The organism is Streptomyces sp. NPDC046759 (assembly GCF_040645475.1).
GTDB lineage: Bacteria > Actinomycetota > Actinomycetes > Streptomycetales > Streptomycetaceae > Streptomyces.
The window spans coordinates 124079-148616 of sequence record NZ_JBEYYJ010000019.1 but is presented as its reverse complement, the minus strand read 5'-3'; the positions used below and the strand labels follow the sequence as shown (position 1 = coordinate 148616).

Below are 24538 nucleotides of genomic sequence, written 5' to 3'. Positions count from 1 at the left end.
TTCCATGCGGGTCGGAGTACTGACCGGAGGCGGCGACTGCCCCGGGCTCAACGCCGTCATCCGGGGCATCGTCCGCAAGGGCGTGCAGGAGTACGGCTATGACTTCGTCGGCTTCCGGGACGGCTGGCGAGGCCCCCTCGAAGGCGACGGCGTCCGTCTCGACATCCCCGCGGTGCGTGGCATCCTGCCCCGCGGCGGCACCATCCTCGGCTCCTCGCGCACCAACCCACTCAAGGTGGAGAACGGCATCCGCCGGATCAAGGACAACCTGGCCAAGCTGGACGTCCAGGCCCTGATCGCGATCGGCGGCGAGGACACCCTCGGCGTCGCCGCGCGGCTGTCCGGCGAGTACGGGGTGCCCTGCGTCGGGGTGCCCAAGACGATCGACAACGACCTGTCCGCCACCGACTACACCTTCGGCTTCGACACCGCCGTCAACATCGCCACCGAGGCCATCGACCGGCTGCACACCACCGCCGAGTCCCATATGCGGGTGCTGGTCGTGGAGGTGATGGGCCGGCACGCCGGCTGGATCGCCCTGCACTCCGGCCTGGCCGGCGGCGCCAACGTCATCCTCATCCCCGAGCAGCGCTTCGACGTCGACCAGGTCTGCGCGTGGGTGACCTCCCGGTTCCGGGCGTCGTACGCGCCGATCGTGGTCGTCGCCGAGGGCGCCATGCCGAAGGACGGCGACATGGTGCTCAAGGACGGGTCGCTGGACTCCTTCGGGCACGTCCGGCTCTCCGGGGTCGGCGAGTGGCTCGCCAAGGAGATCGAGGGCCGCACCGGCAAGGAGGCCCGGACCACGGTCCTCGGACACGTCCAGCGCGGTGGCACGCCCAGCGCCTTCGACCGCTGGCTCGCCACCCGCTTCGGCCTGCACGCGATCGACTGCGTCCACGACGGCGACTTCGGCACCATGGTCGCCCTGCGCGCCACCGACATCGTCCGCGTCCCCCTCGCCGAGGCCACGGCCAGACTGAAGACGGTGGACCCGAAGCTGTACGAGGAGGTCGGGGTCTTCTTCGGCTGAGGGCCCGTCCACGGACCGAGGGGGAGGGCGACGGGCGGCCCGGCACCCTCCCCCTCGTCGTCGGGGACTACAGCGACTCGGAGATCGTGCTCGTCCCGCGCAGCCGGCCGACCAACTCCCGCACCACCGCGGCCCCGTTCAGCGAGAGGACCGACTCGGGGTGGAACTGCACCCCCGCGAAGCCCGGCCCCCGCAGGGCGTGCACCTCCCCGTTCGCCGCCCGGCTCACCTCGATGCCGTGCGCGGCCAGCTCCCGGGCCGTCTCGTCGTCGCAACGGGCGACGAAGCTGTTGTAGAAGCCGACCGTCTCGGCCCGCCCGAACAGGTCGATCGTGGTCTGCGCACCCTGGTACGGCACCTCCTTGCGGACGAGGTCCAGCCCCAGCGCGGCAGCGATCAGCTCATGGCCCAGGCAGACGCCCAGCACCCCGTGCCGGTGCTCCCTGATCACGGTGGCGGTCAGCTCGCGCAGCAACCGCATCTTCGGGTCGGCGAGATCCACCGGGTCCCCGGGACCGGGGCCGAGCACCACCGGGCCCTCGTGCGCGAGCACGGCCGCCCGCAGCCCCGGCTCGTCGTACCGCCGCACGGTCACCTCCAGACCGCCCGAGCGCAGCACATGGGCCAGCATCGCCGTGAAGGTGTCCTCCGCGTCGACCACGAGGGCATGGCCGGTCAGCTCCTGCGACGGCTCCTGCATCCGCAGCCAGAAGGGCGCGAGCGCCGCCCGCCGCCCGTCCAGGGCCGCCCGCACCCGCGGGTCGTCGGCCAGCCGCGGCCGCTCCCGCTCCTCGCGCGGCCGGGACGGCCCTACCCCGAGGGCCGCCAGCACACCCGCCGCCTTCGCGTGGGTCTCGGCGACCTCACCCGCCGGGTCCGAGCCGCGCACCAGCGTGGCACCGACCGGCACGCGCAGACGGCCCCCGCGGGAGATGTCGGCGGTGCGGATCAGGATGGGGGAGTCCAGGGTCTGCGCGCCGCCGGAGTCCCGCCCGAGCAGGGCCAGCGCACCCGCGTAGTAGCCACGGCCGACACCGTCCCGCCCGAGGGGCTCGTGGCGCTCGATGACCCGGCACGCGTTCTGCACCGGCGACCCGGTCACCGTCGCGGCGAACATGGTCTCCTTCAGCACCTCCCGCACATCCAGGGAGGACTTCCCGCGCAGCTCGTACTCGGTGTGGGCGAGGTGCGCCATCTCCTTCAGACGCGGTCCGACGACCACCCCGCCCATGTCACCGACGGTGCACATCATCTTCAGTTCCTCGTCGACCACCATCGACAGCTCCTCGGTCTCCTTGCCGTCGGCGAGGAAGGCCAGGAGATTCTCGGGCGTCGGCCCCGCGGCGGGGTAGCGGTACGTGCCGCTGATCGGGTTCATGACGACCGTGCCGCCGGACATCCGGACGTGCACCTCGGGGCTGGCCCCGACCAGCGTCCGCTCCCCGGTGTGCACGACGAACGTCCAGTACGCCCCTCGCTCGCCCTCCAGCAGCCGCCGGAACAGCGCGAGCGCGTCGGCGCGGCCGAACCCCGGGATCTCGCCCTCGTACGTGCGCCGGACGACGAAGTTCGCGCCCTCGCCCCGGCCGATCTCCTCGGTCAGCACCCGTCCGACGATCTCGCCGTACTCCTCGTCGCCGACGTCGAAGCCGCCGCCCTCGACGTGCACCTGGTGCGCCGGGAGCCGGGACAGCGCCACACCGAGCGGGATCTCGTACGACTCCTCGGGGGTCAGTACCAGCAGCGGGGTGCCGTCGTCGCGCACGTCGAAGCCGCGCTCGCGGATCTGCCGGAACGGGACCAGCGCGAGTCCCTGTTCGGGCAGGTCGGCGAGCCGGTCGCGGCCGGTCACCGGGCCGATCAGCACCTCCACCACGTGCTCGTCGCGGCCAGGGGTGCGGCGGCGGAGCAGGGCGAAGGGGCGGTCGTCGTGCAGCAGCTGTGCCAGGTCCATGGGTCCTCTTCCGTCGATGTCGGTGAGGAACGGCCCCGGAAAACGCCGAAGGCCGCCCCTCGGGACGGCCTTCGCGAAGTCTTCGTACGCGCGATCAGTGGGCCGCCGGAGAAGCGGTCCACCACCAGTTCTGGTTCGAAAGCGCGAACATGGCAGGCACCCTATCCCATGCCTCGTCGGTTCCGCGTCCACAGGACAGCCTTCGCGTCTCACCTTTCGAGCCAGAAGAGGGGTCACGCGGCGCGACCCCGTAATGTTTACGTGTGACCGTGAACGCTAAGACCAGCCCGAGCGCTGGCAACACCTGGCGAGACCTGCCCGCGGCGCAGCAGCCCGAGTACCCCGACGCCGAGGCTCTGCGCGCAGTGATCGCGGACCTCGAGTCGTATCCACCGCTCGTCTTCGCGGGCGAGTGCGACCAGCTGCGCGCCCGGATGGCGGCCGTCGCCAGGGGAGAGGCGTTCCTCCTCCAGGGCGGCGACTGCGCCGAGGCCTTCGATGCCGTGTCCGCCGACCACATCCGCAACAAGCTGAAGACGCTGCTCCAGATGGGTGCCGTCCTCACCTACGCGGCCGCCGTGCCCGTGGTGAAGGTCGGCCGTATCGCCGGGCAGTACTCCAAGCCCCGCTCCAAGCCGACCGAGACCCGCGACGGCGTGACGCTCCCGGTGTACCGGGGCGACTCCGTCAACGGCTTCGACTTCACCGAGGCGTCCCGCATCCCGGACCCCGAGCGCCTCAAGCGCATGTACCACGCGTCGGCGTCCACGCTGAACCTGGTGCGCGCCTTCACCACCGGCGGTTACGCGGACCTGCGCCAGGTGCACGCCTGGAACCAGGACTTCGTGCGGACCTCGCCATCGGGCCAGCGCTACGAGCAGCTCGCGCGCGAGATCGACAACGCGCTGAACTTCATGCGGGCCTGCGGCACGGACCCGGAGGAGTTCAAGACCGTCGAGCTGTACTCCTCGCACGAGGCGCTGCTGCTGGACTACGAGTCCGCCCTGACCCGGGTCGACTCGCGCACCGGCAAGCTGTACGACGTCTCCGCGCACATGGTGTGGATCGGCGAGCGCACCCGGCAGCTGGACCACGCGCACATCGAGTTCGCCTCGAAGATCCGCAACCCGATCGGCATCAAGCTCGGCCCCACGACGACGGCCGAGGAGGCGCTGCAGTACATCGACCGCCTCGACCCCGAGCGGGAGCCGGGCCGGCTGACCTTCGTCGTCCGGATGGGCGCCGGCAAGATCCGTGACAAGCTCCCCGAGCTGGTGGAGAAGGTGACGGCGTCCGGCGCGACGGTGGCCTGGGTGACCGACCCGATGCACGGCAACACCTTCGAGGCGGCCTCCGGCCACAAGACCCGCCGCTTCGACGACGTGCTCGACGAGGTCAAGGGCTTCTTCGAGGTGCACAAGGCGCTCGGCACCCACCCCGGCGGCATCCACGTGGAGCTGACCGGCGACGACGTCACCGAGTGCGTGGGCGGCGGCGACGAGATCTTCGTCGACGACCTGCACCAGCGCTACGAGACGGCCTGCGACCCGCGGCTGAACCGCAGCCAGTCGCTGGACCTGGCGTTCCTGGTCGCGGAGATGTACCGGGACCAGTAGGCGTTCGCTCCGCTCGGATGCACCCCTGGGGCGCGGATCACACGGGATCCGCGCCCCGGCCACTTTTCCGGCCACGGAAGGGTGGGTAAGGTTAGGTTTGCCTCACCGGAGAACGGGATGGCATACAGGAGCGATCCCGTCGGGAGGTGAATCCGCGTGTACGTCTGCAGCTGCTTCGGCATCACCGAGGCCCAGGTCGAGCAGCACGCGGCGGACGGTGCCTGCACCCCCCGCCAGATAGCCTCCGCGTGCAAGGCTGGCACGGACTGCGGCTCGTGCGTCCGCCGGATCCAGGCCCTCCTCGGCCGGGGCGCCCGTCCGCGGCCTGAGCCGGCGGGCCAGGGCAGACCGGTGCTGGCGCGGATCCGGGAAGCGGCGGAGATCCCCGAGGCGGCCTAGGGGCGGGCTCAGCTCTCCGGCTGCTCGATGAGCTGGGAGATGTACAGCGCCTCGCCGAGCTTCTCCACCAGCTCCAGCTGGGTGTCGAGGTAGTCGATGTGGTGCTCCTCGTCGGCGAGGATGTCCTCGAAGATGTTCGCGGACGTGATGTCGCCCTTCTCCCGCATCACCTTGACGCCCCGCTTGAGCCGGTCGATCGCCTCCACCTCGATCTGCCGGTCGGCCTCGAACATCTCCCGGACGGTCTGCCCGACGCGGACGTGGAAGAGCCGCTGGTAGTTGGGCAGCCCCTCCAGGAACAGGATCCGGTCGGTGAGCACCTCCGCGTGCTTCATCTCGTCGAACGACTCGTGCCGCGTGTACTTGGCGAGCTTGTACCAGCCGAAGTTCTCCTGCATCTTCGCGTGCAGGAAGTACTGGTTGATCGCGGTCAGCTCGCCGGTGAGCTGCTCGTTGAGGAACTCGATGACCTCGGGGTCTCCCTGCATCGCGGCGGTTCCTTCCACGGGGGAATCGGAGGAGCGTGCGGCCGCATGATTGCATCGGCGGGGAAGATCGTCCAGTAAGTCTGCACTTAGTGCGTTAGAGCCCGGATTGTGCGAGTTGCCCGGTTGGGGACCTCGTGGTCAAGGGCACTGCCCGAGGTCTGTCAGGATGGATACATGGGTCATCCGGTGGAGCGAGGGTCTGGAGCGACGGCAGGATCCGAGCTTCCGCCGGGTCAGCGACTCCAGCGCGGCTGGCCGGTCACGCACTACGGGCCCGTACCGAAGTTCCGGCCCGAGCGCTGGGAGTTCCGCGTCTTCGGCGCCACCGCCGACGGTGACAAGCACATGTGGAACCACGAGGAGTTCACGGCCCTGCCGTACACCACCGTGGTGGCCGATCTGCACTGCGTGACGAAGTTCAGCATGGTCGGCGCGGAATGGGGCGGCATCCCCGCCCGCACCGTCCTCGAGCTGGCCCCGCCGGCCCCGGACGTCACGCACGTGATGGTGTGGGCGGAGTACGGCTTCAGCTCGAACCTGCGCCTGTCCGACTTCGCCTCCGACCGCACCGTCTTCGCCACCCACAAGGACGGCGAACTCCTCACCGCCGAGCACGGCTTCCCGGTCCGGCTGATCGTGCCGCACCTGTACGCCTGGAAGGGCCCCAAGTGGGTCCGCGGCGTCGAGTACATGACTGCCGACCGCCGTGGCTTCTGGGAGGAACGCGGCTACCACAACGTCGGCGACCCCTGGAAGGAACAGCGGTACTCCTACCAGGAGGGACCCGGGGACGGCCCCGAGCTGTGACCCGCGCTGATCGCGGGATCAGCCGTCCCTGAGCTTCTTCAGCCGCTCCACGTCCGCCGCGTGCCCCGCCTTGCCGCCGGGCGTCTCGATGACCAGGGGCACGCCCTCGGTCGCGGGGTGGGTCATGAGTGCCCGGAACGGGTCCTCGCCGATGTGGCCGGCGCCGATGTTCTCGTGCCGGTCCTTGTGCGCACCGGCCACGTCCTTGGAGTCGTTGGCGTGGATCAGCTTCAGGCGCCCCGCGCCGACGGTGTCCACCAGCAGGTCCAGCGTTCGGTGCATCCCGTCCGGCCCGGCCAGGTCGTGTCCGGCGGCGAAGACGTGGCAGGTGTCCAGGCACACCCCCAGCTTCGGGTGCGCGTCCAGCGCCTCGAAGTACGGCCCGAAGTCCCAGGTGCGCGAGCACAGCGAGGCGCCCTGCCCGGCCGTCGACTCCAGCAGCAGGAACGGGTCGTCGTCGTGCGTCAGCTCGTCCAGCAGCGGCAGCATGTGCTCCCGCACCTGCTGCAGCGCCACCTCACGGGGCCGTCCGCCGGTCGCGCTGCCGGTGTGCACGACCACGCCGAGCGCCCCGATCTCCCGTCCGCGCCGCAGGGAGTGCCGCAGCGACTCCACCGAGCGCTCCACCGTCGCCTCGGTGTGCGAGCCGAAGTTGATCAGGTAGGGGGCGTGCACGTACGCCGGGACCGACTCCTCGGCGCAGGCCGCGCGGAACGCCTCGTCCTGCCGGGGGTTCCCGGGGGGCGTGGCCCACCCGCGCGGGTTGGCCACGAAGACCTGCACGGTCTCGGCCTTCAGCTCACGGGCGTACGACAGGCCCACGGAGTGCAGACCGCCGGCCACCGGGACATGACCGCCGACGGGGTTGCGTGGAAGGGGCGACCGCGGGGCGGACGACGACCGAGGGGACGAGGGCTGATCGGAACTCACCCGTTCAGGGTGTCATGCCCCCACCGGCCGCCGGACCGCGGCATCCGGTGAACCCGGTCACCGGATGGTGATCGTGACGGTCGACCCCTTGGGCGCCTTGTCACCGCCCTGCACCGACTGCTTCTTCACCGTGTCGCCGAACAGCCCGAGCAGGCCGCGGTCCTCGTCCACCTTGAACCCGGCGCCCTCCAGCGCCTTGTGGGCGTCGTCGACACTGTCGCCGACCACGTCCGGCACCTCGATCATCTCCGGGCCCTTGGACAGCGTCAGCGTCACCGTGTCGCCCTCGGCGGCCTGGCTGCCGGTGCCCGGGCTCTGCCGGGCCACCTTGCCCTTGTCGGCGTCCGAGTTGACCTGCTCGGGGGCGATCACGACCTTCAGTCCGGCGTCCGTCAGCGCCTTCCGGGCGTCCGCCGGATCGTCACCGGTGACGTCCGGGACGTCGATCGGGCTGCCCTTGCTGACGGTCAGCGCGATCGCCGAGCCGGCGTGCCGCCTCGTGCCCGCCCGCGGGGTCGTGGCGATCACCGATCCGTTGTCGACGTCCTCGCTGAACTCCCGGGTGACCATGCCCGGCTCCAGCCCGGCCGCCTTCAGCCGTGCCCGCGCGTCGGCCAGCGGGCGGCCCTGGACGTCCGGCACGCTCACCGTCTGCGGACCCAGCGAGATGGTCAGCGTCACCGAGTCGTGGTCGCGGATACGGGCACCGGAGATCGGGTCGGTGCCGATGACCGTGCCGCGCTGGACGGTGTCGTTGTACTCGCGCTTGATCTGCCCGACCTCGAGCCCGGCCGCCTTCAGCCGGTCCCGGGCCTGCGCCTCGGTCTTCGCCAGCAGCGGCGGGACCTTGGTGAACTGGCCGGAGTTGATGTACCAGACCCCGGCGCCCACGCCGAACACCACCAGCACGGCGGCGAGCACCGTCAGGTACAGGCGCCTGGACCGCCGGGGCGGCACCGGCGGCGCCTGCAGCCGGGTGGTGTGCCGGACGGCACCCCCGGCGGGCTCCGCCTCGCCGACCGGCAGCGGCCGGGGCACGGTCAGCGAGCGCGGGATCACGCTCGTACGGTCCCCGGCGTTGTCGTGTTCCGCGGTGAGCGCCTGCGGCGGCACCGCATCCAGCTGCTCGTCGCTCAGCCCCCGGCGTGCCTCGCGGACCTGCGCGAGCAGCGCCACCGCGTCGTGCGGCCGGACCTCCGGGGTGCGGGCGGTCGCCGAGGCGACCAGTTCGTCCAATGCGTAGGGCAGCGCCGGCACCAGCGCCGAGGGCGGCGGCACGTCCTCGTGGATGTGCTTGTAGAGGACCTGGGCGGGTGAGTCCCCGGCATGGGGCTTGCCGCCGGTCAGCATCTCGTAGAGCACCACACCGCACGCGTAGACGTCGACGCGCGGGTCGGCGGTGCCCTGCTCGATCTGCTCCGGCGCGAGATACGACACGGTCCCGAGCACGGCACCGGTCGTGCTGGTCTGGGTGTCCACGGACCGCACCAGCCCGAAGTCGGCCACCTTGACCCGGCCGTCGTCGCCTATCAGTACGTTCTCGGGCTTCATGTCCCGGTGCACGAACCCGGCCCGGTGCGCGGCGCCGAGCGCTGCCAGCACCGGCTCCAGGATGTCCAGCGCGGCCCGTGGCTGCAGCGCGCCCCGCTCGCGCAGCACGTCCCGCAGGGTGCACCCGGCGACGTACTCCATCGCCAGGTACACGTACGACCCGTCGGTCCCCTGGTCGAAGACCTGCACCACGTTCGGGTGCGCCAGCCGGGCGACGGACTTCGCCTCCCGAATGAACCGCTCGACGAAGGATCCGTCGGCCGCGAGCGTCGGGTGCATCACCTTCAGTGCGAGCACACGGTCCAGTCGGGTGTCCAGGGCCCGGTAGACCGTGGCCATCCCGCCGACCGCGATCCGCGCGTCGACGCGGTAGCGGCCGTCGAGCACCTGCCCGACGAGGGGGTCCTGAAGGGTCGTATCCACGCAGGGGAGTCTACGAGGCGTCACCGACACTGCCGCACGCTGCGCTGTTCCGGTGACGGAATGCAGCACAGCTGTGACTGTTGCGCGACTAGTGCTGCGACAGCGCTAGAAGGCGGGGCGCTCGGGGTCCAGACGGGCCCGCCCGTCGGTGGGTGAGGAGGCCTGCGCGAAGTGCCTGCGCGGAATCCGCCCCGCCAGCCGGGCCAGGCGCCCGGCCTGTGCTGCGTGCTTCATGGCGGCGGCCATCGTCTCGGGCTGCTGCGCACGCGTGACCGCGGAGGCGAGCATCACCCCCGCACACCCCAGTTCCATCGCGAGGGCGACGTCCGACGCCGTACCGGCCCCCGCGTCCAGGATCACCGGCACGCGCGCGTGCTCGACGATCAGCTGGAAGTTGTGGGGGTTGCGAATCCCGAGCCCGGACCCGATCGGCGACCCCAGCGGCATCACCGCCGCGCACCCCACGTCCTCCAGCTTCCGCGCGAGCACCGGATCGTCGTTGGTGTACGGCAGCACCGTGAACCCGTCGTCGACCAGCGTCTCCGCCGCCTCCAGCAGCTCCACCGGATCCGGCAGCAGCGTCCGCTCGTCGGCGATGACCTCCAGCTTGATCAGGTCCGTGCCCAGCGCCTCCCGCGCCAGCCGCGCGGTCAGCACGGCCTCGCCCGCGGTGAAACAGCCCGCCGTGTTCGGCAGCACCCGGATGCCGAGCTTCTCCAGCACCGACAGCACCGAACCGTGCACGGAGGGGTCGACCCGCCGCATCGCGACCGTCGTCAGCTCCGTACCGGAGGCGACCAGGGCCCGCTCCAGCACGTCCGGGCTGGGCGCGCCGCCCGTGCCCATGATCAGCCGCGACGAGAAGGCCGTACCGCCCAGAACCAGGGGATCGTCGGCCATGGTCAGCCTCCCTGGACCGCGGTGAGGATCTCGACCCGGTCGCCCTCGGCCAGCGCCGTGGTCGCCCACTGGGCGCGCGGGACGACGGTCTCGTTGACGGCGGCGGCCACCCCGGACGGCGCGGGGGCCAGCGACCGTACGACGGTGTCGAGAGCGGTGCCGGGGACGATCTCCCGGCGCTCTCCGTTGACGGAGACGGAAACGGTGACGGAGGTGCTCATGCGGGCTGCTCCATGAGGACGGCGGCGCCGAAGCGCCGCGGTGTGAACGGACGGGCCGCTTCGGGCAGTTCGCCGTCGGCCAGCAGCTGTGCCAGCACATCGCCGGTGACCGGCGTGAGCAGCACCCCGTTGCGATGGTGCCCGGTGGCCAGCACCAGCCCGTCGAGCCCCGACGGGCCGAGCAGCGGCGCGTTGTCGGGGGAGCCGGGGCGCAGCCCGGCCCGGGTCTCGGTGAGCGGGAGCTCGGTGATGCCCGGCACCAGCTCATGGGCGTCGCGCAGCAGCTCGTACACGCCGCCCGCGGTGACGGTCGTGTCCCAGCCCAGCTCCTCGCTCGTGGCGCCGACGACCAGTTCGCCGTTCTCCCGGGGCACCAGATAGACGTGGCTGCCCCGCACGACGGCGCGCACGGTCCGGCTGAGGAAGGGCGCGTACCGGGGCGGCACCGTCAGCCGCAGCACCTGTCCCTTCACCGGCCGCACGGGCGGCAGCAGTTCCTGAGGCACGCCCGCGAGGCGCCCGCTCATGCTGCCCGCCGCGAGCACGACCTGCCCCGCGCGCAGCTCGGAGCCGTCCGCGACCGTGACCCCGGCGGCCCGGTCCCCTACGACGTCCAGCCGTTCGGCCCACGCGCGGTGGACGGCCACCCCGGCGCGCTCGCACGCGGCCACCAGGGCCGCCGCCAGCCGCCGCGGGTCGATCTGGTGGTCGCCGTCGACCCGCAGCCCGCCGCGCACCCCGGGCGCGAGCATCGGCTCCAGGCGCCGGCAGTCCCGCCCGGACAGCCACTCCGACGCAAGGCCGCAGCGCCGCTGCAACGCGTGCAGTTCGCGCAGATGCGCGCGGTCGTCCGCGTCGAGCGCGACCTGCAGGGTGCCGCAGCGGCGGTAGCCCAGGTCGTGGCCGGTCAGTTCGGTCAGCTCGGCCGCGAAGCCGGGGTAGCGGCGGGCCGATTCCAGGTTCAGAGCGAGCAGCTTCTCCTCGCCGTAGTGCAGTTCGGTGACGGCGGCCAGCATCCCGGCCGCGACCCGCGCGGCCCCGCCGCCGGGATCGGGATCCACCACGGCCGTGGCGAGCCCGCGCTGCGCGGCGCGCCAGGCCGTGACCAGGCCGATGATTCCGCCCCCGATGACGAGGACGTCGGACGTACGTGACGACATGGGCGGTAAGCCCCTCCCTTCGCCGGCATGACCCGGATCAGGTTCGTACGGTCGGAGGCCGCCAGCCTCCCTCTCAGCCCGGTGCGTCCGGGCTCCCGCGAGTGCTTGTACGGTGGCCACCCTAGCCCGCCCCGCTCGTCACCCGTAAGGGAGCCCCTGCCCATGGCCCGGTCGCTCGACGGACTGATCCTCGCCCCCGTGGCGGACCAAGCCCCAGGTCAGGTGGGCACCCGCACCCGGTTCACGTACCACGAGAAGGACGGCGAGATCTGGGCGGAGTACGCCGGCGGCGACGTCGTACGCGGCCATCTGGTCGGCACCCGGCAGGGGGACCGGCTGGACTTCCGCTACGTCCAGCTGAAGAGCGACGGGACGACCGCCGCAGGGCACTGCGTGTCCACGGTCGTGGCGCTGCCGGACGGGCGGGTGCGGCTGGAGGAGACCTGGGAGTGGGAGTCCGGGTCCGGCGCCGGTACGAGCGTTGTGGAGCAGCTCACCGAGCACGCCCGCTGACTGACGCTCCGTCACATGCTTATGGTGATCGGGTGAGCGAGCAGACAGCACAAGAGGGCACGTCGCAGGGGCGGCGCGTGGTCGTCGTCGGCGCGGGCATGGCCGGGGTGCAGACCGCGGTCGCGCTGCGGGAACACGCCTTCAACGGCCCCGTCACCGTCATCGGCGCGGAACCGCACCAGCCGTACGACCGGCCGCCGTTGTCGAAGGCCGTACTGCTCGGCAAGGCCGAGGACTCCGCGTTCGACGTGGACTTCGAGTCGCTGGGCGTCGACCTGCGGCTCGGCTGCGAGGTGCTGGGCCTGCGCCCCGCCGAGCACGAGCTGGACACCGAGGCGGGCCCGGTGCCGTACGACGTCCTCGTGATCGCCACGGGCGCCGAGCCGGTCACCCTCCCCGGCACCGAGGGCGTGCCCGGCGTGCATCTGCTGCGCACCCTGGACGACGCCGAGCGGCTGCGGCCGGTGCTGAGCCGACAGCACGACATCGTGGTCGTCGGCGCCGGCTGGATCGGCGCCGAGTTCGCCACGGCCGCCCGTGCGGCCGGCTGCGCGGTGACCGTCGTGGAGGCCGCCGACCGGCCGCTCGCCGGCGCCCTGCCCGCCGAGGTCACGGCCCCCATGACCGCCTGGTACGCGGCCGGCGGCACCGAGCTGCGCACGCAGGCGCGCGTGGAGCGCGTCGAGCCCGGTGCGGTGATCCTCGCCGACGGCACCAGGCTGACCGCGGGTGCCGTCGTCGTCGGCATCGGCGCCCGCCCCGCCACGGCCTGGCTGGCCGGCTCGGGCGTCGAGCTGGGCCCGCACGGGGACGTCCTCGCCGACGCCCACCTGCGCACCTGTGTGCAGGACGTGTACGCCGTCGGCGACTGCGCCTCCTTCCCCTCCGCCCGCTACGGCGAGCGGCTGCTCGTCCACCACTGGGACAACGCCCTGCAGGGTCCGCGCACGGTCGCCGCGAACATCCTCGGCGAGACGCCGGCGGTGTACGACCCGGTGCCCTACTTCTGGTCCGAGCAGTTCGGCCGCTTCGTGCAGTACGCCGGCCACCACCCGGCCGCCGACCGCATGGTCTGGCGCGGCGACCCACAGGGCCCGGCCTGGACGGTCTGCTGGCTGCGCGAGGAGCGCCTGGTGGCCCTCCTGGCGGTCGGCCGCCCGCGTGATCTGGCCCAGGGCCGCCGGCTGATCGAGGCGGGCCGCAGGATGGACCCGCAGGCCCTGGCGGATCCGGCCAAGCCCCTGAAGGATGCCACCGCCGGCTGACCGGCGTCCTGGGCGGCAGCGGGCCCGAGGGGCGCGGGGAACTGCGCGACCGGGCGCGACGAACCCGCACCGAAGGACGACACAACCCGGCACCACCACATCGCGGCCGAACCGGCGGAGCGCCTACGCTTGGTGGCGTGACCGAGATTGACGCAAAGATCGATGCTCTCGTCCCCGCCTGGCTCACCCTGCCCGACATCGCCGAACAGCTCGGCGTCGAGGTGACGCGCGTGCGGCAGCTGGTCAAGGAGGGCCAGCTCATCGCCGTACGCCGAGGTGAGAACCGCGCGCTGCACGTCCCCGCCGCCTTCATCGACGGGGACAAGGTCGTCAAGGGCCTGTCCGGCACCTTGACGCTCCTGAGGGACGACGGCTTCACGGTCGAAGAGATGATCGAGTGGCTCTTCACCCCCGACCCGACCCTGCCCGGTACCCCCGCGCAGGCCCTGAGCGAGAATCGCGGCACGGAGGTGAAGCGCCGCGCCCAGGCGCTCGCCGTCTGAGCGAACCGCCCATGAGGGGGGTGGCGTGCGGGCCGTCGTGGCCGGTACGCCACCCGCCGAAGCCGTCCGGCACACCCACCAGGGGGACCCACGCATGTCCGACACCGCACGCGCCGCGCTCGCCGACGCCCGCCTGTACCTGTGCACGGACGCACGGTCGCGCCAGGGGGACCTTCCCGAGTTCCTGGACGCGGTCCTGGCCGGCGGTGTCGACATCGTGCAGCTGCGCGACAAGGGCATGGAGGCCGCCGAGGAGCTGGCGCACCTGGAGGTCTTCGCGGACGCCTGCGCCCGGCACGGCAAGCTCCTCGCGGTGAACGACCGCGCCGACGTCGCCCACGCCGCCCGCGCCGGCGTGCTGCACCTCGGCCAGGGCGATCTGCCGGTCCCCGCGGCCCGCGCGATCCTCGGCGACGACGTGCTGATCGGGCGGTCCACGCACGCCGAGCCGGAGGCCGCCGCGGCCGCCGTGCAGGACGGCGTGGACTACTTCTGCACCGGCCCCTGCTGGCCCACCCCGACCAAGCCCGGCCGATCCGCGCCCGGCCTCGGCCTGGTGCGGTACACGGCTGGTCTGGGCACCGACCGCCCCTGGTTCGCGATCGGCGGGATCGATCTGTCCCACCTCGACGAAGTGCTGGACGCGGGCGCCCGCCGGGTGGTCGTGGTCCGTGCGATCACCGAGGCCGACGACCCGGGAGCGGCCGCCGCCGAATTCGCGAAGCGGCTGCGGCAGGCCTAGCGGCGCTGTCGTCCGGATTTTTGTCCAAGGGGTGGACAGGAAACCGGTAAACAGGGCAAATCCCCGTCCTCCGGTTGGGGGACCGCCCGCCCCTGGCTAACCTGCCCGTATGGCCCTTGGAACCCCCTCCACCAGGACTGATCGCGCACGGACCGTGCGCGAGATGCTCGCCACCGGCAAGACGACGTACTCGTTCGAGTTCTCGGCACCGAAGACCCCCAAGGGTGAGCGGAACCTGTGGAGCGCGCTCCGGCGGGTCGAGGCGGTCGCGCCCGACTTCGTCTCGGTGACCTACGGCGCGGGTGGTTCCACCCGCGCCGGCACGGTCAAGGAGACCGAGCAGATCGTCGCCGACACCACGCTCACCCCGGTCGCCCACCTCACCGCGGTCGACCACTCCATCGCCGAACTGCGGAACATCATCGGCCAGTATGCGGACGCCGGGATCCGCAACATGCTCGCCGTGCGCGGCGACCCGCCCGGCGACCCGATGGGAGACTGGGTCCCGCACCCGCGGGGCCTGGCCTATGCGGCCGAGCTCGTCCGGCTCATCAAGGAGTCGGGCGACTTCTGCGTGGGTGTCGCAGCGTTCCCGGAGATGCACCCCCGGTCCAGGGACTGGGAGACGGACGTCTCCCACTTCGTGGACAAGTGCCGTGCGGGCGCCGACTACGCCATCACACAGATGTTCTTCCAGCCGGAGTCGTATCTCCGGCTGCGCGACCGCGTGGTGGCCGCGGGCTGTGACACCCCGGTCATCCCCGAGGTCCTGCCCGTCACCAGCGTGAAGATGCTGGAACGGTTGCCGAGACTCAGCAACGCGCACTTTCCGGACGCCCTGAAAGAGCGGATCCTCACAGCGAAGGACGATCCGGCGGCGGTACGCTCCATCGGTATCGACTTCGCCACGGAGTTCTGCGCTCGGCTGCTCGCCGAGGGAGTGCCGGGACTGCACTTCATCACGCTGAACAACTCGACGGCGACCCTGGAAATCTACGAGAACCTGGGCCTGCACCACCCCCCGCAGGCCTAGACCGGCCGCACCGCGATACGACACACTGCGTAGCGGTCACTGGGAGAGGGGCGTACATGGGCTGGACGGTCCTCTACATCGCGTTCGGCATCGTCGCACTGTGGTTGCTGGGCGAGGTGCTGCTGCAGTACAAGGCGAGGCTGCGCTGGCGGCTGCTCGCGTTCGCCGGGTTCCTCGGCGTCGTCGTCGGTGTGCTGATGCCCTCCGTGATCGTGATCGGCGTCGGCGCCATCGCCTTCGCGGTCGGCCAGACCTACGTCACGCTGTCGTTCCGCCGCGGCTTCGCCGCCGGCTGGGCGGTCAAGCGACCCGACGCCGCCGAGAGCGACGGCGGCAGCAAGCGCCGCCGCGGCAAGGCGGACCGGTACGACCCGGCGCCGGAGGAGGCCGACCCGGAATACACGGGCCCGGACGACGACCGGGACGCCGGGCGGACCGGTTACGGCCAGGAGCACGGCGACTACGAGGACTACGACCGCGACGACGTCTTCACCCCGGCCGCCCGCGCGTCCGCGCCCACCGACGCCGAGACCACCACCGTCTACGAGCCGCAGCCCCTGCCCGAGGACACCGGCTCCTACGGCGTCTACGGCGACCCCGTCCAGGCGGGCGCCGCCCAGGCCCAGGGCGCCGAGCAGCAGCAGTACGCCTACGACTACTCGGGCTACGGCCAGCAGGGCTACGGCTACGACGCCGGCCAGCAGGGCTACGCCAACTACTCCGACCCCTACATCGGCAGCCAGTCCTACGGCGGCGCCGCGTACGACACCGGCTACTCCGGGCAGTACGGCCAGCAGGGCTACGCCCAGGATCCCTACGCCGGCGGCTACGGCGGGACCCCGGCGAACGGAGTGTGGGTGCCGCAGCAGCGCACCGACGAGACCTACGGCGGGGAACTCCCGCAGGAGCAGCCGTACCCGTACCAGAACCAGGGACAGGCCCAGCAGCCGCAGCCCGGCGCCGGATTCGACGAGCAGTACCGGTTCTGAAGCCCCGGCCCCGGCTCACCGGGAGCCGCGGAACTCCGGGCCCTCCACGATCAGCCCGGCCACCAGGGCGCCCGACATGCCCGCGTGCGGCAGGCCGCCGCCCGGGTGGGACCAGCCGCCCACGGCGAACAGACCCGGTACCGCCGTGGTGTTGGCCGGGTGCAGCACCCCCTGCGGTGCGGCCAGTGCGGGCGGCGGAACGGCGCCGCCGGCGGCGCCCGTCTCCCGCTCGGTGTCCAGGGGCGTGCGGACCTCGCGCCACAGCACCCGCTCGCGCAGCCCCGGCACGGCACGCTCGGCGGCGGCGACCATCCGGTCCGCGAAGGCGTCCGCGGCCCCGGAGGCGGCCCAGTCGTACTCCGCCGCGGACGGCACCGTCGCCGTCAGCACCATCGACTCGTGCTCCCCGCCGGGGCGCAGCGCCGGGTCGTCGGGCCGGTCCACGACGACCGCCGGCAGGTCGGGCAGCACCCCGGACCGGAACGGGCGGGGATCGCCCCCGGCCGAGTGCACCACCGTCCGGTGCACGACACCGGTCTGCGGCGCGCCGCGCAGCGCCAGGCACACCACCGTCCGGCCCGGGCGGCGGTCCTCCGGCGCCGGCCGCACGTCCTGCGCCCCGTACAGCTCACGGCCGGCGACCAGGCCGCCCAGCTGCCGGGGTCCCGGGCCGACGACGAAGTCCGCCTCGGCCACCGTGCCGTCGGCCAGTTCCACTCCGGCCACCCGGCCGTCCTTCTCCAGCACCCGGGTGACGTCGGCACCGAGGACGAACTCGACCCGGCGCTTCACACACCGCTCGTACACCGCCCGCGCCAACTCCCGGATACCGCCGCGCACATACCAGGTGCCGAAGGCGTGCTCCATGTACGGCAGCACCGCCGCGCTCGCCGGGGCCGCCTCCGGTTCGATGCCGTACGCGAGCGCGTAGCCCTCCAGCAGCGCCGTGAGCCGCGGATCACGCAGCTCCCAGGCGCCGATCTCGCTGAGCTTCACCGCGCGCCGCGTGCGCAGCAACCGCTTGTGCGGGACGGCCGGGTACGGCTCCTTCTCCGTCAGCACCTGCCAGTCGGGCCACAGCGGCTCCTCCAGCAGCGGTCTGCGGGTGCGGTCCCACGCCTCGCGGGCCCGCACCAGGAACTCGCCCCAGCGCTCACCCGCGCCCCCGCCCAGCGCCTCGTCCAGGGCGGCCACGACCCCCGCGCGGGAGGCGTTCGGCAGTGACACCTCCGTGCCGTCCGCGAAGACATGTCGCGCGGACGGGTCGACCTGGACCAGTTCGACGCAGTCCTCCAGCGGCTCCTTGCCGGTCTTGACGAACAGGTCGCGGTACACGGCGGGCAGCGTCAGCAGGCCCGGGCCGGTGTCGAAGCCGAACCCGTCCCGCTCGAAGCGGCGCACCGCACCGCCGTACGTGTCCGTGCGCTCGTACACCACCACCCGGTGGCCCGCGACGGCCAGCCGGGCGGCGGCCGCCATCGCGCCCATCCCGGCGCCGATCACCGCAATCCGTGCCATGCCTGCGACTTTATCGACCGCCACCGACATCCGGTGCGCGGGAGGGCCGGGGCCCCGCTTCCCGCCGCGGCGGTCGGGCCGCGCGGCGGCCGTGGCCCCGGGCACGCGTGCGTACGGCTGAGTACCCGTACCTAGGTCCCGAGATGAGTACCCGAGCGGATGGGCCGCGGCGCGCGCGAACGGGAGAGTGGAGGCACGGCAAGGGGGCGCGGCCCGGCACCGCCGACACGGGGCGGCGGAACGGCGCCCGCCGCCCGGCCGCTCCTTCCGCCGATCCGTCGGCGGAAGCGAGACGGGGGGCCCGGGGGCCGACCACCCACGGGGGACCACAGGGGGAGAACCGTACGGGGGAGTACGGGGATGTGCGAAGGCGCCGGTCCGGTCGCGGACCGGCGCCTTCCGCTGCTCAGGCCTTTCCGCTCACGCGCCCCTGAAGCAGCCGGGACAGCGCCGCGTGCACGTCGTCCAGGGAGCGCTCCGGCTGGAAGGACTTCCAGTCCAGCGCGGCCACCAGGACCATGCCGACCAGCGCCGCCGCCGTCAGCTGGACGTCGATCTCGTCGCTGAACTCGCCGGCCGCCACACCCTCGCGCAGCACCCTCTCGACCACCGCGACGGCCTCCTGCCGGACCACCATCAGCGTGGACTGCCAGGCCCGGTTGGTGCGCCACAGCTCGGCGACGTACAGCTGGGTGAAGGCCGGGTAGCGGTCGATGAAGACCAGGCCCGCGCGGACCATCGCGTCCAGCGCGTCCACCCTGCTGCCGCCCGCCCGCGCGGTGTTCTCCGCCGCCTCCTTCAGCGAGGCGGTGAGCAGGCCCACGCCGTGCCGCAACAACTCCTCGAAGAGGACCGACTTGCTCGCGAAGTTGTAATAGACCGTGCCTTTCGCGACCCCGGCCCGCTCGGCGATCTCGTCCACCGTGGTCGCGGAGAAGCCCTGCTCGGCGATGAGCGTGACGGCCGCCTCGTAGAGCTTCTGCCGGGTGGCCTCGCGGCGCGTGCTGCCGCCGGCCCGGGCGCTGCTGCTTTCCATGACCCCGATTCTCACAGGTACGCGCGCGTGCCGAGTCGCCTTGGGGATCACAGGCTCAGCTCCGGGTGCAGCCGGTCCAGCGTCCACACCTGGTGGCGCCGGGCGGCGAGGGCGGTCAGCGCGAGCGCGCCCGCGGTGAACGCGGTGAGCACGGCGCAGGCCTGCCAGACCGGGCCGAGTCCGCCGCCGGTGATCAGCCGGCGCAGCGCCTGCACGATGTAGCTCATCGGCAGGAACGGGTGGATCGCGGTGAAGAACCCCGGGCTGGTCTGCACGGGGTAGGTACCGCCCGCCGAGGTCAGCTGGAGCATCAGCAGCGCGAGCACCAGGATCCGGCCCGCCGCGCCGAAGCGTGCGTTCAGCCACTGCACGATCGCGGCGAAGCAGGCCGTGACCAGGAACAGGAAGCCGATCGTGCCGGCCGCGCGCAGCATCTGCAGACCGATCGCCCAGTGCAGGACGGCCATCAGGGCGGCCACCTGGAGCACGCCCACGGCGACCACCGGCAGCCAGCCCGCGAGCGCGATCCGCCAGGCCGGTGAACCGGCCGCCAGGGCGCGCCGGTTGAGGGGCGGGATCAGCATGTATGCGACCATCGCGCCCACCCAGAGGGACAGCGGGATGAAGTACGGGGCGAAACCGGTGCCGTAGTTCGGCGCCCTGTGCAGGTCGTGGGAGGCCAGCTGGACCGGGTCGGCCATCACGCCGGTGCGCCGGTCGCGGTCCTTCTTGTCGTAGTCGGGGATCTTCTTCGCGCCGTCGTGCAGTCCGCCGGCGAGCCTGCCGGAGCCGTCGGACAGCTTGTACAGGCCGCCGTTCAGGGTCTGGGCGCCCGACGTGGCCGTGCCGATGCCCTGGTCGAGCGTGGTCGCGCCGGTCTGGGCGGTGCCGAGACCGGCGTGCAGCTTCTTGGCGCCGGCGGCGACCTTCTGCGTGCCCGTGTTCAGCTTGTCGATCTTCTTGACGGCGTCGTCGACGTCCTCGTACAGGTGCGGCGCGCGCTGCTGGAGGGCCGTGGCCTGCTTCTGGAGGGTGCCGAGGTTGTTCCTCATGGTCTTCAGGTCGCCGTCCTGGTCGGCGATGAGGGTGTTGAGGTCGTCGGCCACGGTGGCCACCTCGGCAGCGGCCTTCTCGGCCCGTTTCAGGTCGGGACAGATCGGGTCGGGGACGGTCGCGGTCTCGCAGCGTGCCTTGTATATCCCGGCCAGGACGTCGGCGTTCGCGTGGGCGGCCTTCGCGGTCCCCGGGGCGAGCTTCACCAGGACGTCGAGGTTGTCCTCGACGGTCCTGGCCGAGTCGGCGACCAGGCGGGCGGTGTCCCCGATGGTCTTCCCGTTGTCCTTCAGGTAGGGGCCGGCCTTGCCGTAGACGCCGTCGACCTTGTCGGCGAGCGCCTGCGTGCCGTCGGCGACCTGCCGGGACCCGTCCTGGAGGTCGCCCGCGCCCGTGTGCAGTTTCTCCAGGCCCGTGGCCAGCTTGCCGCTGCCGCTCTTGGCGTCCTTCAGCCCGTCGGCGAGGTCCTTCGAGCCCTTCTCCGCCTTGCCGATGCCGGTGTTCAGCCGGTCGGCGCCCTTGGCGGCCGTGACCGTCTTGTCGTGGATGTCGGAGAACGAGACGAAGATCTTGTCGAGGAAGGTGCGGGAGGTCTTGGCGGAGGCGGCCGAGCGGACCTCGTGGAAGACGGTCTTGGAGATCTGGCCGACGATGTAGTTGTTCGCGTCGTCGGTGCGCACCTGAAGGGCGCCGGTCTCCGGGGAGTCGCCGGAGCTGGAGGCGATCCGCCGGCTGAGGTCGGCGGGCATGGTCAGCGACAGGTAGTACGTGCCGTCCTCGACGCCCCGGCGGGCCTGGGCGTCGCTCACCTCGTGCCACTCGAAGGTCCGGCTGTCGCGCAGCCCGTCGACGATGTCGTCACCGACGGTGATCTTCTTGCCGCCCGCCGTGGCGCCCTTGTCGTCGTTGACCAGGGCCACCGGGATGCGGTCCAGACGGCCGTACGGGTCCCAGAACGACCACAGGTAGAGGGCGCCGTAGAGCAGTGGCAGCACGAGCAGCGCGACCAGCGCGGCGCGCGGCAGCTTCCCGCGCCCGAAGCGCCTCAGCTCCAGCGCGGCCAGCCTAGGCGAGCGCATCGACGTCCTCCCTCGGGTCGCTCTTCCTGCTGCTCTTCCCGTCGTTCGCGGTCCCGTCGTTCGCGGTCCCGCCGTCCTGCGCCGGGGCGCTCTGCGCGTCGCTCGCTCCGGCTTCCGCACCGGCTTCCGCTTCGGCGTCCGTCCCGCTGCGGCGGTCGGCCCGCGCCGGGGTGTCCTCCGGGCCGTCTGTGCCGGCTTCGGCGCCGACTTCCTCCGTGCTGCCCGTTCCCCCGGACTTCGCCCCGGTGTGCCGCGACCCGGTCGGTACGACGACGCAGTCGCCGGGTGCGGTGCGGCAGACGACCGCCACCGTCGTCCCCGCGCGGGTGAGCGAGCGCAGCACGCCCCACAGGTCGGCGCGCTCTTCGTCCGAGAGCTTGGTGTCGATGTCGTCGACGCCGAGCAGGCCGGGGCCACCGAGCAGGGCCAGGGCGAGGGACAGGCGCAGCGCCTGAGGCCGCTCCAGGTCGCGCACGGCCGTGCGGGAGCCCTTGGGCAGCGTCTCGAGGTCGAGGGCGGCGGCGGCCAGGGCCGCGTCGACGCGCAGCCGCGCCTCGTGCACGCGGTGCGCGCGGGGGCGCAGCAGTTCGCGCAGCGAGTCGCCGAAGCGGCTCTGCAGCAGGGCCCGTTCGCGGAGGTGCTCGCCGACGCTCAGGGCCGGCTCCAGGTCGGTCACCCCGGCCACGTTGGCCACCGCGCTGACGCGGCGCAGCCGGGCCATGTGCCGGGGGAGTTTGAACCCGCCGACGGTGGCCACTCCCTCGGTGGGCTTCATCCGTCCGGTGAGCGCGAGCAGCAGACAGGTGCGGCCGGAGCCGGACGGTCCCTCGATCGCGATGAGTGAGCCGGGTTCCGCGTCGAGGCTGACGCCTCGGAAGGCCCACCCCCGCGGCCCCTTCAGGCCGAGATCCTCGGCCCTGACGTGCAAGCCGTCCACAAGCCCCCCTGCAGGTTCGATATTTTTGAACTGACTGGTCAGTGCAAAAATACGCCCGAACCTACGATCGAGGCAAAGGCCCAGGTCAGAACGGATTGTCAGTGCCATACCTCACGATGGGCACATACGGCACCCGTGCCGTCACCCAGACGACAGGAGGTTCGTCATGGCCAATCCCTCCGCAGCCGCCGCCCGCCGGCGCCGCGCCACCGGCCCTGCCCCCTCACTGCCCGGCCCGGCGAGCGATGTGCACCCCGAGCTCCGCCGGGCCACGGCCCCACCCGCCGCCCTGGACCTGCTCGCCCAGGCCCGGGCGGGACTGGACGAGGCCGCCGTCCTGGAAACACCGAACGAGCGTTATGCGACGGCCCACCTCGCCGCCCTGCGCACCGCCGCGGCCGTGCTCGCCGCCCGCGGCCGCCCCGAGACCTCCCCGCGCCGGCGCGCCCGGATCCGCAGCGCCTGGGAAGTGCTGCCCGAGATCGCCCCCGAACTGTCGGAGTGGAGCGCGCTGTTCGCCTCCGGCGCCGCCCGCCGGGCCCGCGCCGAGGCCGGCATCCAGGGCGCGGCGAGCCGCCGGGACGCCGACGACCTGATACGGGACGTGGCGATGTTCCTGCGCCTCGTGGAACGGATGCTCGTCCTCCAGCCGGTCCTGCCCCAGCCCCGCCACGACACCGGCGAACCGGACGGCCCGAGAGCGCGCGGTGACCTCCCGGACGCGGGCTGACCACCCGAAAGTCCGCCGTGCGAGACGCGGATGCCCCCGCCCGCCCACGGTGACCGGTACGGCGCCGAAGGCAATAGGGTGGAGGTCGACTGAAGTCTTCCGCCCTGCGAGGAGTCAACTGCCGTGTCGGACCCGATGCGCCCGCCCGTCTCCCATCTCCACCCTCAATGGGCGTCGCTGCGCTCCGACCCCTCCCGCTCCCGCGCCTCCCTCCGCACGGCCGTGGTCTGGGAGGTCCTCCAGGACGCCCTCGACCGCCGGGTCAAGGCCACGGGACGGGAGTCGCTGGACGTCCTCGACACCGGAGGCGGCAGCGGCAACTTCGCCGTGCCCGTCGCCCGGCTCGGCCACCGCGTCACCGTGGTCGACCCCAGCCCGAACGCGCTGTTCGCACTGGAGCGCCGGGCCGCCGAGGCCGGCGTCGCCGAACGGATCCGGGGCGTACAGGGCGATGCGCACGGCCTGTTCGACGTGGTCGAGCGCGGTGGCTACGACGCCGTGCTGTGCCACGGCGTCCTGGAGTACGTCGACGACCCGGCCGAGGGCGTCCGCAACGCCGTCGCCGCCCTGCGCTCCGAGGGCGTCCTCAGCCTGCTCGCCGCCGGTCTCGGCGGCGCTGTGCTCGCGCGCGCCCTCGCCGGCCATTTCACGGAGGCCCGGCAGGCGCTCCACGACCCCGAAGGCCGGTGGGGCGCCGGCGACCCGATGCCGCGCCGGTTCACCGCCGATCAGCTCACCGCGCTGGTCGAGGGCGCGGGCCTGAAGGTCGGTGCCGTGCACGGGGTGCGGGTCTTCGCCGACCTGGTCCCCGGCGTGCTCGTGGACACCGAGCCCGGCGCCCTGGACGCGCTCCTCAAGCTGGAGGCCGCCGCGGCCGAGCTGCCCGCGTTCCACTCCGTCGCCACCCAGCTGCATGTGCTCGGTGAGACGCCGGGTGCCGTGGAGGGCTGAGCCGGCTGCCGAGACCCGCCGCTGATCAGGGCCTTGGCAGCGGATGGAGTACGCCACAAGCCCCCCGATCGAGGGGTTTGCGCCGTATGATCGAGGTACACCGCCCGGCATGACGGGTCGGCCGCCGGGGAATGGAAGCCTCAGCGAGCCGGGACGGCCATGGCGGAGTCCGGTTGGCCAATTGGCGCAGAGGGGCGGGTTTCACGGGGGCGATTCCCTGCCTATCCTGAAGGGACCCCCCGGGTCGCCCCGGCGACTGCACGATGAGGAGGACTCCGTGCCGCTCTCGGAGCACGAGCAGCGCATGCTCGAGCAGATGGAGCGAGCGCTGTACGCCGAAGATCCCAAGTTCGCGTCAGCGCTTGAGGGAAACGGGCTGCGGACGTACACCCGGCGGCGGGTCTACCAGGCGGTCGCAGGCTTCCTCGTAGGTATCGCGCTCCTCATGGCCGGAATGGTCGCGCAGCTGATCTGGGTCAGCGTGGTGGGTTTCCTCGTCATGCTGGGTTGTGCCGTACTCGCCGTCACCGGCTGGCGCAAGGCCCCCAAGCCGGGTGAACAGCCCGCGGGCGCCGTCCGCCGCCAGGTGCGGCCGAAGCGCTCCGTGATGGACCGGATCGAGCAGCGCTGGCAGCGCCGTCGCGGCGAACAGGGACAGTAGCCGTCCAGCGGTTTCCGCGGACGCCGAAAGACAATGCGTGAGGGGC

The 24538-nt window shown here is 72.4% G+C and carries 25 protein-coding genes and 1 riboswitch; of the genes, 13 read left to right on the top strand and 12 right to left on the bottom strand.

From position 1 onward, the window contains the following. Positions 1-4: 4 nt before the first annotated feature. The gene (locus ABZ919_RS25035; protein ID WP_361251813.1) at positions 5-1033 is read left to right on the top strand and encodes a 6-phosphofructokinase; all 1029 of its coding nucleotides are present in this window, start codon (positions 5-7) and stop codon (positions 1031-1033) included. Between the two features lie 67 nt (positions 1034-1100). On the opposite strand, the gene ABZ919_RS25030 is transcribed toward ABZ919_RS25035, so the two are convergent. Beyond that, positions 1101-2987, bottom strand: coding sequence for an anthranilate synthase family protein (locus ABZ919_RS25030; protein ID WP_361251810.1), 1887 nt, complete (start codon positions 2985-2987; stop codon positions 1101-1103). Positions 2988-3081: 94 nt separating this feature from the next. Beyond that, a complete protein-coding gene (locus ABZ919_RS25025; RefSeq protein WP_111582571.1) occupies positions 3082-3138 on the bottom strand; it encodes a trp operon leader peptide in 57 nt (18 codons plus the stop codon). Between the two features lie 112 nt (positions 3139-3250). Here ABZ919_RS25025 and ABZ919_RS25020 point away from each other — a divergent pair, with 112 nt between their 5' ends. Together ABZ919_RS25020 and ABZ919_RS25015 are read left to right on the top strand one after the other, a co-directional pair. Beyond that, positions 3251-4603 (top strand): class II 3-deoxy-7-phosphoheptulonate synthase, encoded by a 1353-nt coding sequence (locus ABZ919_RS25020; protein WP_361251807.1) that lies wholly within the window; start codon positions 3251-3253, stop codon positions 4601-4603. Between the two features lie 156 nt (positions 4604-4759). Then, positions 4760-5002: a (2Fe-2S)-binding protein gene (locus ABZ919_RS25015; RefSeq protein WP_361251805.1), complete on the top strand. Its 243-nt coding sequence runs from the start codon at positions 4760-4762 to the stop codon at positions 5000-5002. A gap of 8 nt (positions 5003-5010) precedes the next feature. Here ABZ919_RS25015 and bfr read toward each other — a convergent pair whose 3' ends face one another. Next, complete coding sequence (gene bfr, locus ABZ919_RS25010) at positions 5011-5490, bottom strand: bacterioferritin (RefSeq protein WP_361251804.1); 480 nt, start codon at positions 5488-5490, stop codon at positions 5011-5013. A 174-nt stretch (positions 5491-5664) separates the two neighbouring features. Here bfr and ABZ919_RS25005 point away from each other — a divergent pair, with 174 nt between their 5' ends. Then, complete coding sequence (locus tag ABZ919_RS25005) at positions 5665-6297, top strand: sulfite oxidase-like oxidoreductase (protein ID WP_361251801.1); 633 nt, start codon at positions 5665-5667, stop codon at positions 6295-6297. 18 nt (positions 6298-6315) lie between these two features. Here ABZ919_RS25005 and ABZ919_RS25000 read toward each other — a convergent pair whose 3' ends face one another. From ABZ919_RS25000 to thiO, 5 genes are all read right to left on the bottom strand, one after another. Further along, positions 6316-7227: a deoxyribonuclease IV gene (locus ABZ919_RS25000; protein WP_361251798.1), complete on the bottom strand. Its 912-nt coding sequence runs from the start codon at positions 7225-7227 to the stop codon at positions 6316-6318. 57 nt (positions 7228-7284) lie between these two features. Beyond that, the gene (pknB, locus tag ABZ919_RS24995; RefSeq protein ID WP_361251795.1) at positions 7285-9201 is read right to left on the bottom strand and encodes a Stk1 family PASTA domain-containing Ser/Thr kinase; all 1917 of its coding nucleotides are present in this window, start codon (positions 9199-9201) and stop codon (positions 7285-7287) included. Positions 9202-9306: 105 nt separating this feature from the next. Next, complete coding sequence (locus ABZ919_RS24990; RefSeq protein ID WP_361251792.1) at positions 9307-10101, bottom strand: thiazole synthase; 795 nt, start codon at positions 10099-10101, stop codon at positions 9307-9309. 2 nt (positions 10102-10103) lie between these two features. Beyond that, complete coding sequence (thiS, locus tag ABZ919_RS24985; protein WP_361251790.1) at positions 10104-10322, bottom strand: sulfur carrier protein ThiS; 219 nt, start codon at positions 10320-10322, stop codon at positions 10104-10106. After that, positions 10319-11482, bottom strand: coding sequence for a glycine oxidase ThiO (gene thiO / locus ABZ919_RS24980; protein ID WP_361251787.1), 1164 nt, complete (start codon positions 11480-11482; stop codon positions 10319-10321). The genes thiS and thiO overlap by 4 nt, the downstream gene beginning before the upstream one ends. Then, a riboswitch (TPP riboswitch) is annotated at positions 11480-11591 on the bottom strand. It overlaps the preceding gene by 3 nt. Before the next feature lie 53 nt (positions 11592-11644). On the opposite strand from thiO, the gene ABZ919_RS24975 reads away from it, so the two are divergent. The 6 genes from ABZ919_RS24975 (at position 11645) to ABZ919_RS24950 (ending at position 16527) form a co-directional block, all read left to right on the top strand. Then, positions 11645-11995, top strand: coding sequence for a hypothetical protein (locus ABZ919_RS24975; protein WP_361251786.1), 351 nt, complete (start codon positions 11645-11647; stop codon positions 11993-11995). 32 nt (positions 11996-12027) lie between these two features. Beyond that, entirely contained in the window at positions 12028-13260 is a 1233-nt protein-coding gene (locus ABZ919_RS24970; protein WP_361251784.1) for an FAD-dependent oxidoreductase, read from the top strand. Positions 13261-13397: 137 nt separating this feature from the next. Then, positions 13398-13763, top strand: coding sequence for an Rv2175c family DNA-binding protein (locus ABZ919_RS24965; RefSeq protein WP_055707421.1), 366 nt, complete (start codon positions 13398-13400; stop codon positions 13761-13763). Positions 13764-13857: 94 nt separating this feature from the next. Further along, a complete protein-coding gene (gene thiE / locus ABZ919_RS24960) occupies positions 13858-14505 on the top strand; it encodes a thiamine phosphate synthase (protein ID WP_361251781.1) in 648 nt (215 codons plus the stop codon). 109 nt (positions 14506-14614) lie between these two features. Continuing rightward, positions 14615-15538, top strand: a complete 924-nt coding sequence (gene metF / locus ABZ919_RS24955; protein ID WP_361251778.1) for a methylenetetrahydrofolate reductase [NAD(P)H] — start codon at positions 14615-14617, stop codon at positions 15536-15538. Between the two features lie 56 nt (positions 15539-15594). Continuing rightward, positions 15595-16527: a hypothetical protein gene (locus tag ABZ919_RS24950; RefSeq protein ID WP_361251775.1), complete on the top strand. Its 933-nt coding sequence runs from the start codon at positions 15595-15597 to the stop codon at positions 16525-16527. Positions 16528-16542: 15 nt separating this feature from the next. On the opposite strand, the gene ABZ919_RS24945 is transcribed toward ABZ919_RS24950, so the two are convergent. The 4 genes from ABZ919_RS24945 to ABZ919_RS24930 all read right to left on the bottom strand — a co-directional run bounded on the left by ABZ919_RS24945 (position 16543) and on the right by ABZ919_RS24930 (position 22150). Next, positions 16543-18045, bottom strand: a complete 1503-nt coding sequence (locus ABZ919_RS24945) for an NAD(P)/FAD-dependent oxidoreductase (protein WP_361251772.1) — start codon at positions 18043-18045, stop codon at positions 16543-16545. 406 nt (positions 18046-18451) lie between these two features. Beyond that, positions 18452-19081 (bottom strand): TetR/AcrR family transcriptional regulator, encoded by a 630-nt coding sequence (locus tag ABZ919_RS24940; RefSeq protein ID WP_361251770.1) that lies wholly within the window; start codon positions 19079-19081, stop codon positions 18452-18454. Between the two features lie 47 nt (positions 19082-19128). Continuing rightward, on the bottom strand, positions 19129-21213 hold the full coding sequence (locus ABZ919_RS24935; RefSeq protein WP_361251767.1) for a YhgE/Pip domain-containing protein: 2085 nt from the start codon (positions 21211-21213) through the stop codon (positions 19129-19131). Beyond that, entirely contained in the window at positions 21200-22150 is a 951-nt protein-coding gene (locus ABZ919_RS24930) for an ATP-binding cassette domain-containing protein (protein ID WP_361251764.1), read from the bottom strand. Before ABZ919_RS24930 ends, ABZ919_RS24935 begins: the two co-directional genes overlap by 14 nt. Before the next feature lie 166 nt (positions 22151-22316). Between ABZ919_RS24930 and ABZ919_RS24925 the strand changes: the two genes are divergently transcribed. The 3 genes from ABZ919_RS24925 (at position 22317) to ABZ919_RS24915 (ending at position 24492) form a co-directional block, all read left to right on the top strand. Then, the gene (locus ABZ919_RS24925) at positions 22317-22880 is read left to right on the top strand and encodes an SAV_6107 family HEPN domain-containing protein (RefSeq protein WP_361251761.1); all 564 of its coding nucleotides are present in this window, start codon (positions 22317-22319) and stop codon (positions 22878-22880) included. 123 nt (positions 22881-23003) lie between these two features. Continuing rightward, the gene (locus ABZ919_RS24920; RefSeq protein WP_361251758.1) at positions 23004-23831 is read left to right on the top strand and encodes a methyltransferase; all 828 of its coding nucleotides are present in this window, start codon (positions 23004-23006) and stop codon (positions 23829-23831) included. A gap of 277 nt (positions 23832-24108) precedes the next feature. Then, positions 24109-24492, top strand: a complete 384-nt coding sequence (locus ABZ919_RS24915; RefSeq protein WP_361251755.1) for a DUF3040 domain-containing protein — start codon at positions 24109-24111, stop codon at positions 24490-24492. The last annotated feature ends 46 nt before the right edge of the window (positions 24493-24538 follow it).

Excerpts from the sequence above, each read along its gene's own strand:
- ABZ919_RS24925 (WP_361251761.1), top strand. The coding sequence starts at position 22,317 with ATGGCCAATCCCTCCGCAGCCGCCGCCCGCCGGCGCCGCGCCACCGGC.
- bfr (WP_361251804.1), bottom strand. The coding sequence starts at position 5,490 with ATGCAGGGAGACCCCGAGGTCATCGAGTTCCTCAACGAGCAGCTCACC.
- ABZ919_RS24935 (WP_361251767.1), bottom strand. The coding sequence starts at position 21,213 with ATGCGCTCGCCTAGGCTGGCCGCGCTGGAGCTGAGGCGCTTCGGGCGC.
- thiS (WP_361251790.1), bottom strand. The coding sequence starts at position 10,322 with ATGAGCACCTCCGTCACCGTTTCCGTCTCCGTCAACGGAGAGCGCCGG.
- ABZ919_RS24990 (WP_361251792.1), bottom strand. The coding sequence starts at position 10,101 with ATGGCCGACGATCCCCTGGTTCTGGGCGGTACGGCCTTCTCGTCGCGG.
- ABZ919_RS25005 (WP_361251801.1), top strand. The coding sequence starts at position 5,665 with ATGGGTCATCCGGTGGAGCGAGGGTCTGGAGCGACGGCAGGATCCGAG.
- ABZ919_RS24940 (WP_361251770.1), bottom strand. The coding sequence starts at position 19,081 with ATGGAAAGCAGCAGCGCCCGGGCCGGCGGCAGCACGCGCCGCGAGGCC.
- ABZ919_RS24950 (WP_361251775.1), top strand. The coding sequence starts at position 15,595 with ATGGGCTGGACGGTCCTCTACATCGCGTTCGGCATCGTCGCACTGTGG.
- ABZ919_RS25030 (WP_361251810.1), bottom strand. The coding sequence starts at position 2,987 with ATGGACCTGGCACAGCTGCTGCACGACGACCGCCCCTTCGCCCTGCTC.
- ABZ919_RS25035 (WP_361251813.1), top strand. The coding sequence starts at position 5 with ATGCGGGTCGGAGTACTGACCGGAGGCGGCGACTGCCCCGGGCTCAAC.
- ABZ919_RS24975 (WP_361251786.1), top strand. The coding sequence starts at position 11,645 with ATGGCCCGGTCGCTCGACGGACTGATCCTCGCCCCCGTGGCGGACCAA.
- thiO (WP_361251787.1), bottom strand. The coding sequence starts at position 11,482 with ATGTCGTCACGTACGTCCGACGTCCTCGTCATCGGGGGCGGAATCATC.
- metF (WP_361251778.1), top strand. The coding sequence starts at position 14,615 with ATGGCCCTTGGAACCCCCTCCACCAGGACTGATCGCGCACGGACCGTG.
- ABZ919_RS24945 (WP_361251772.1), bottom strand. The coding sequence starts at position 18,045 with ATGGCACGGATTGCGGTGATCGGCGCCGGGATGGGCGCGATGGCGGCC.
- thiE (WP_361251781.1), top strand. The coding sequence starts at position 13,858 with ATGTCCGACACCGCACGCGCCGCGCTCGCCGACGCCCGCCTGTACCTG.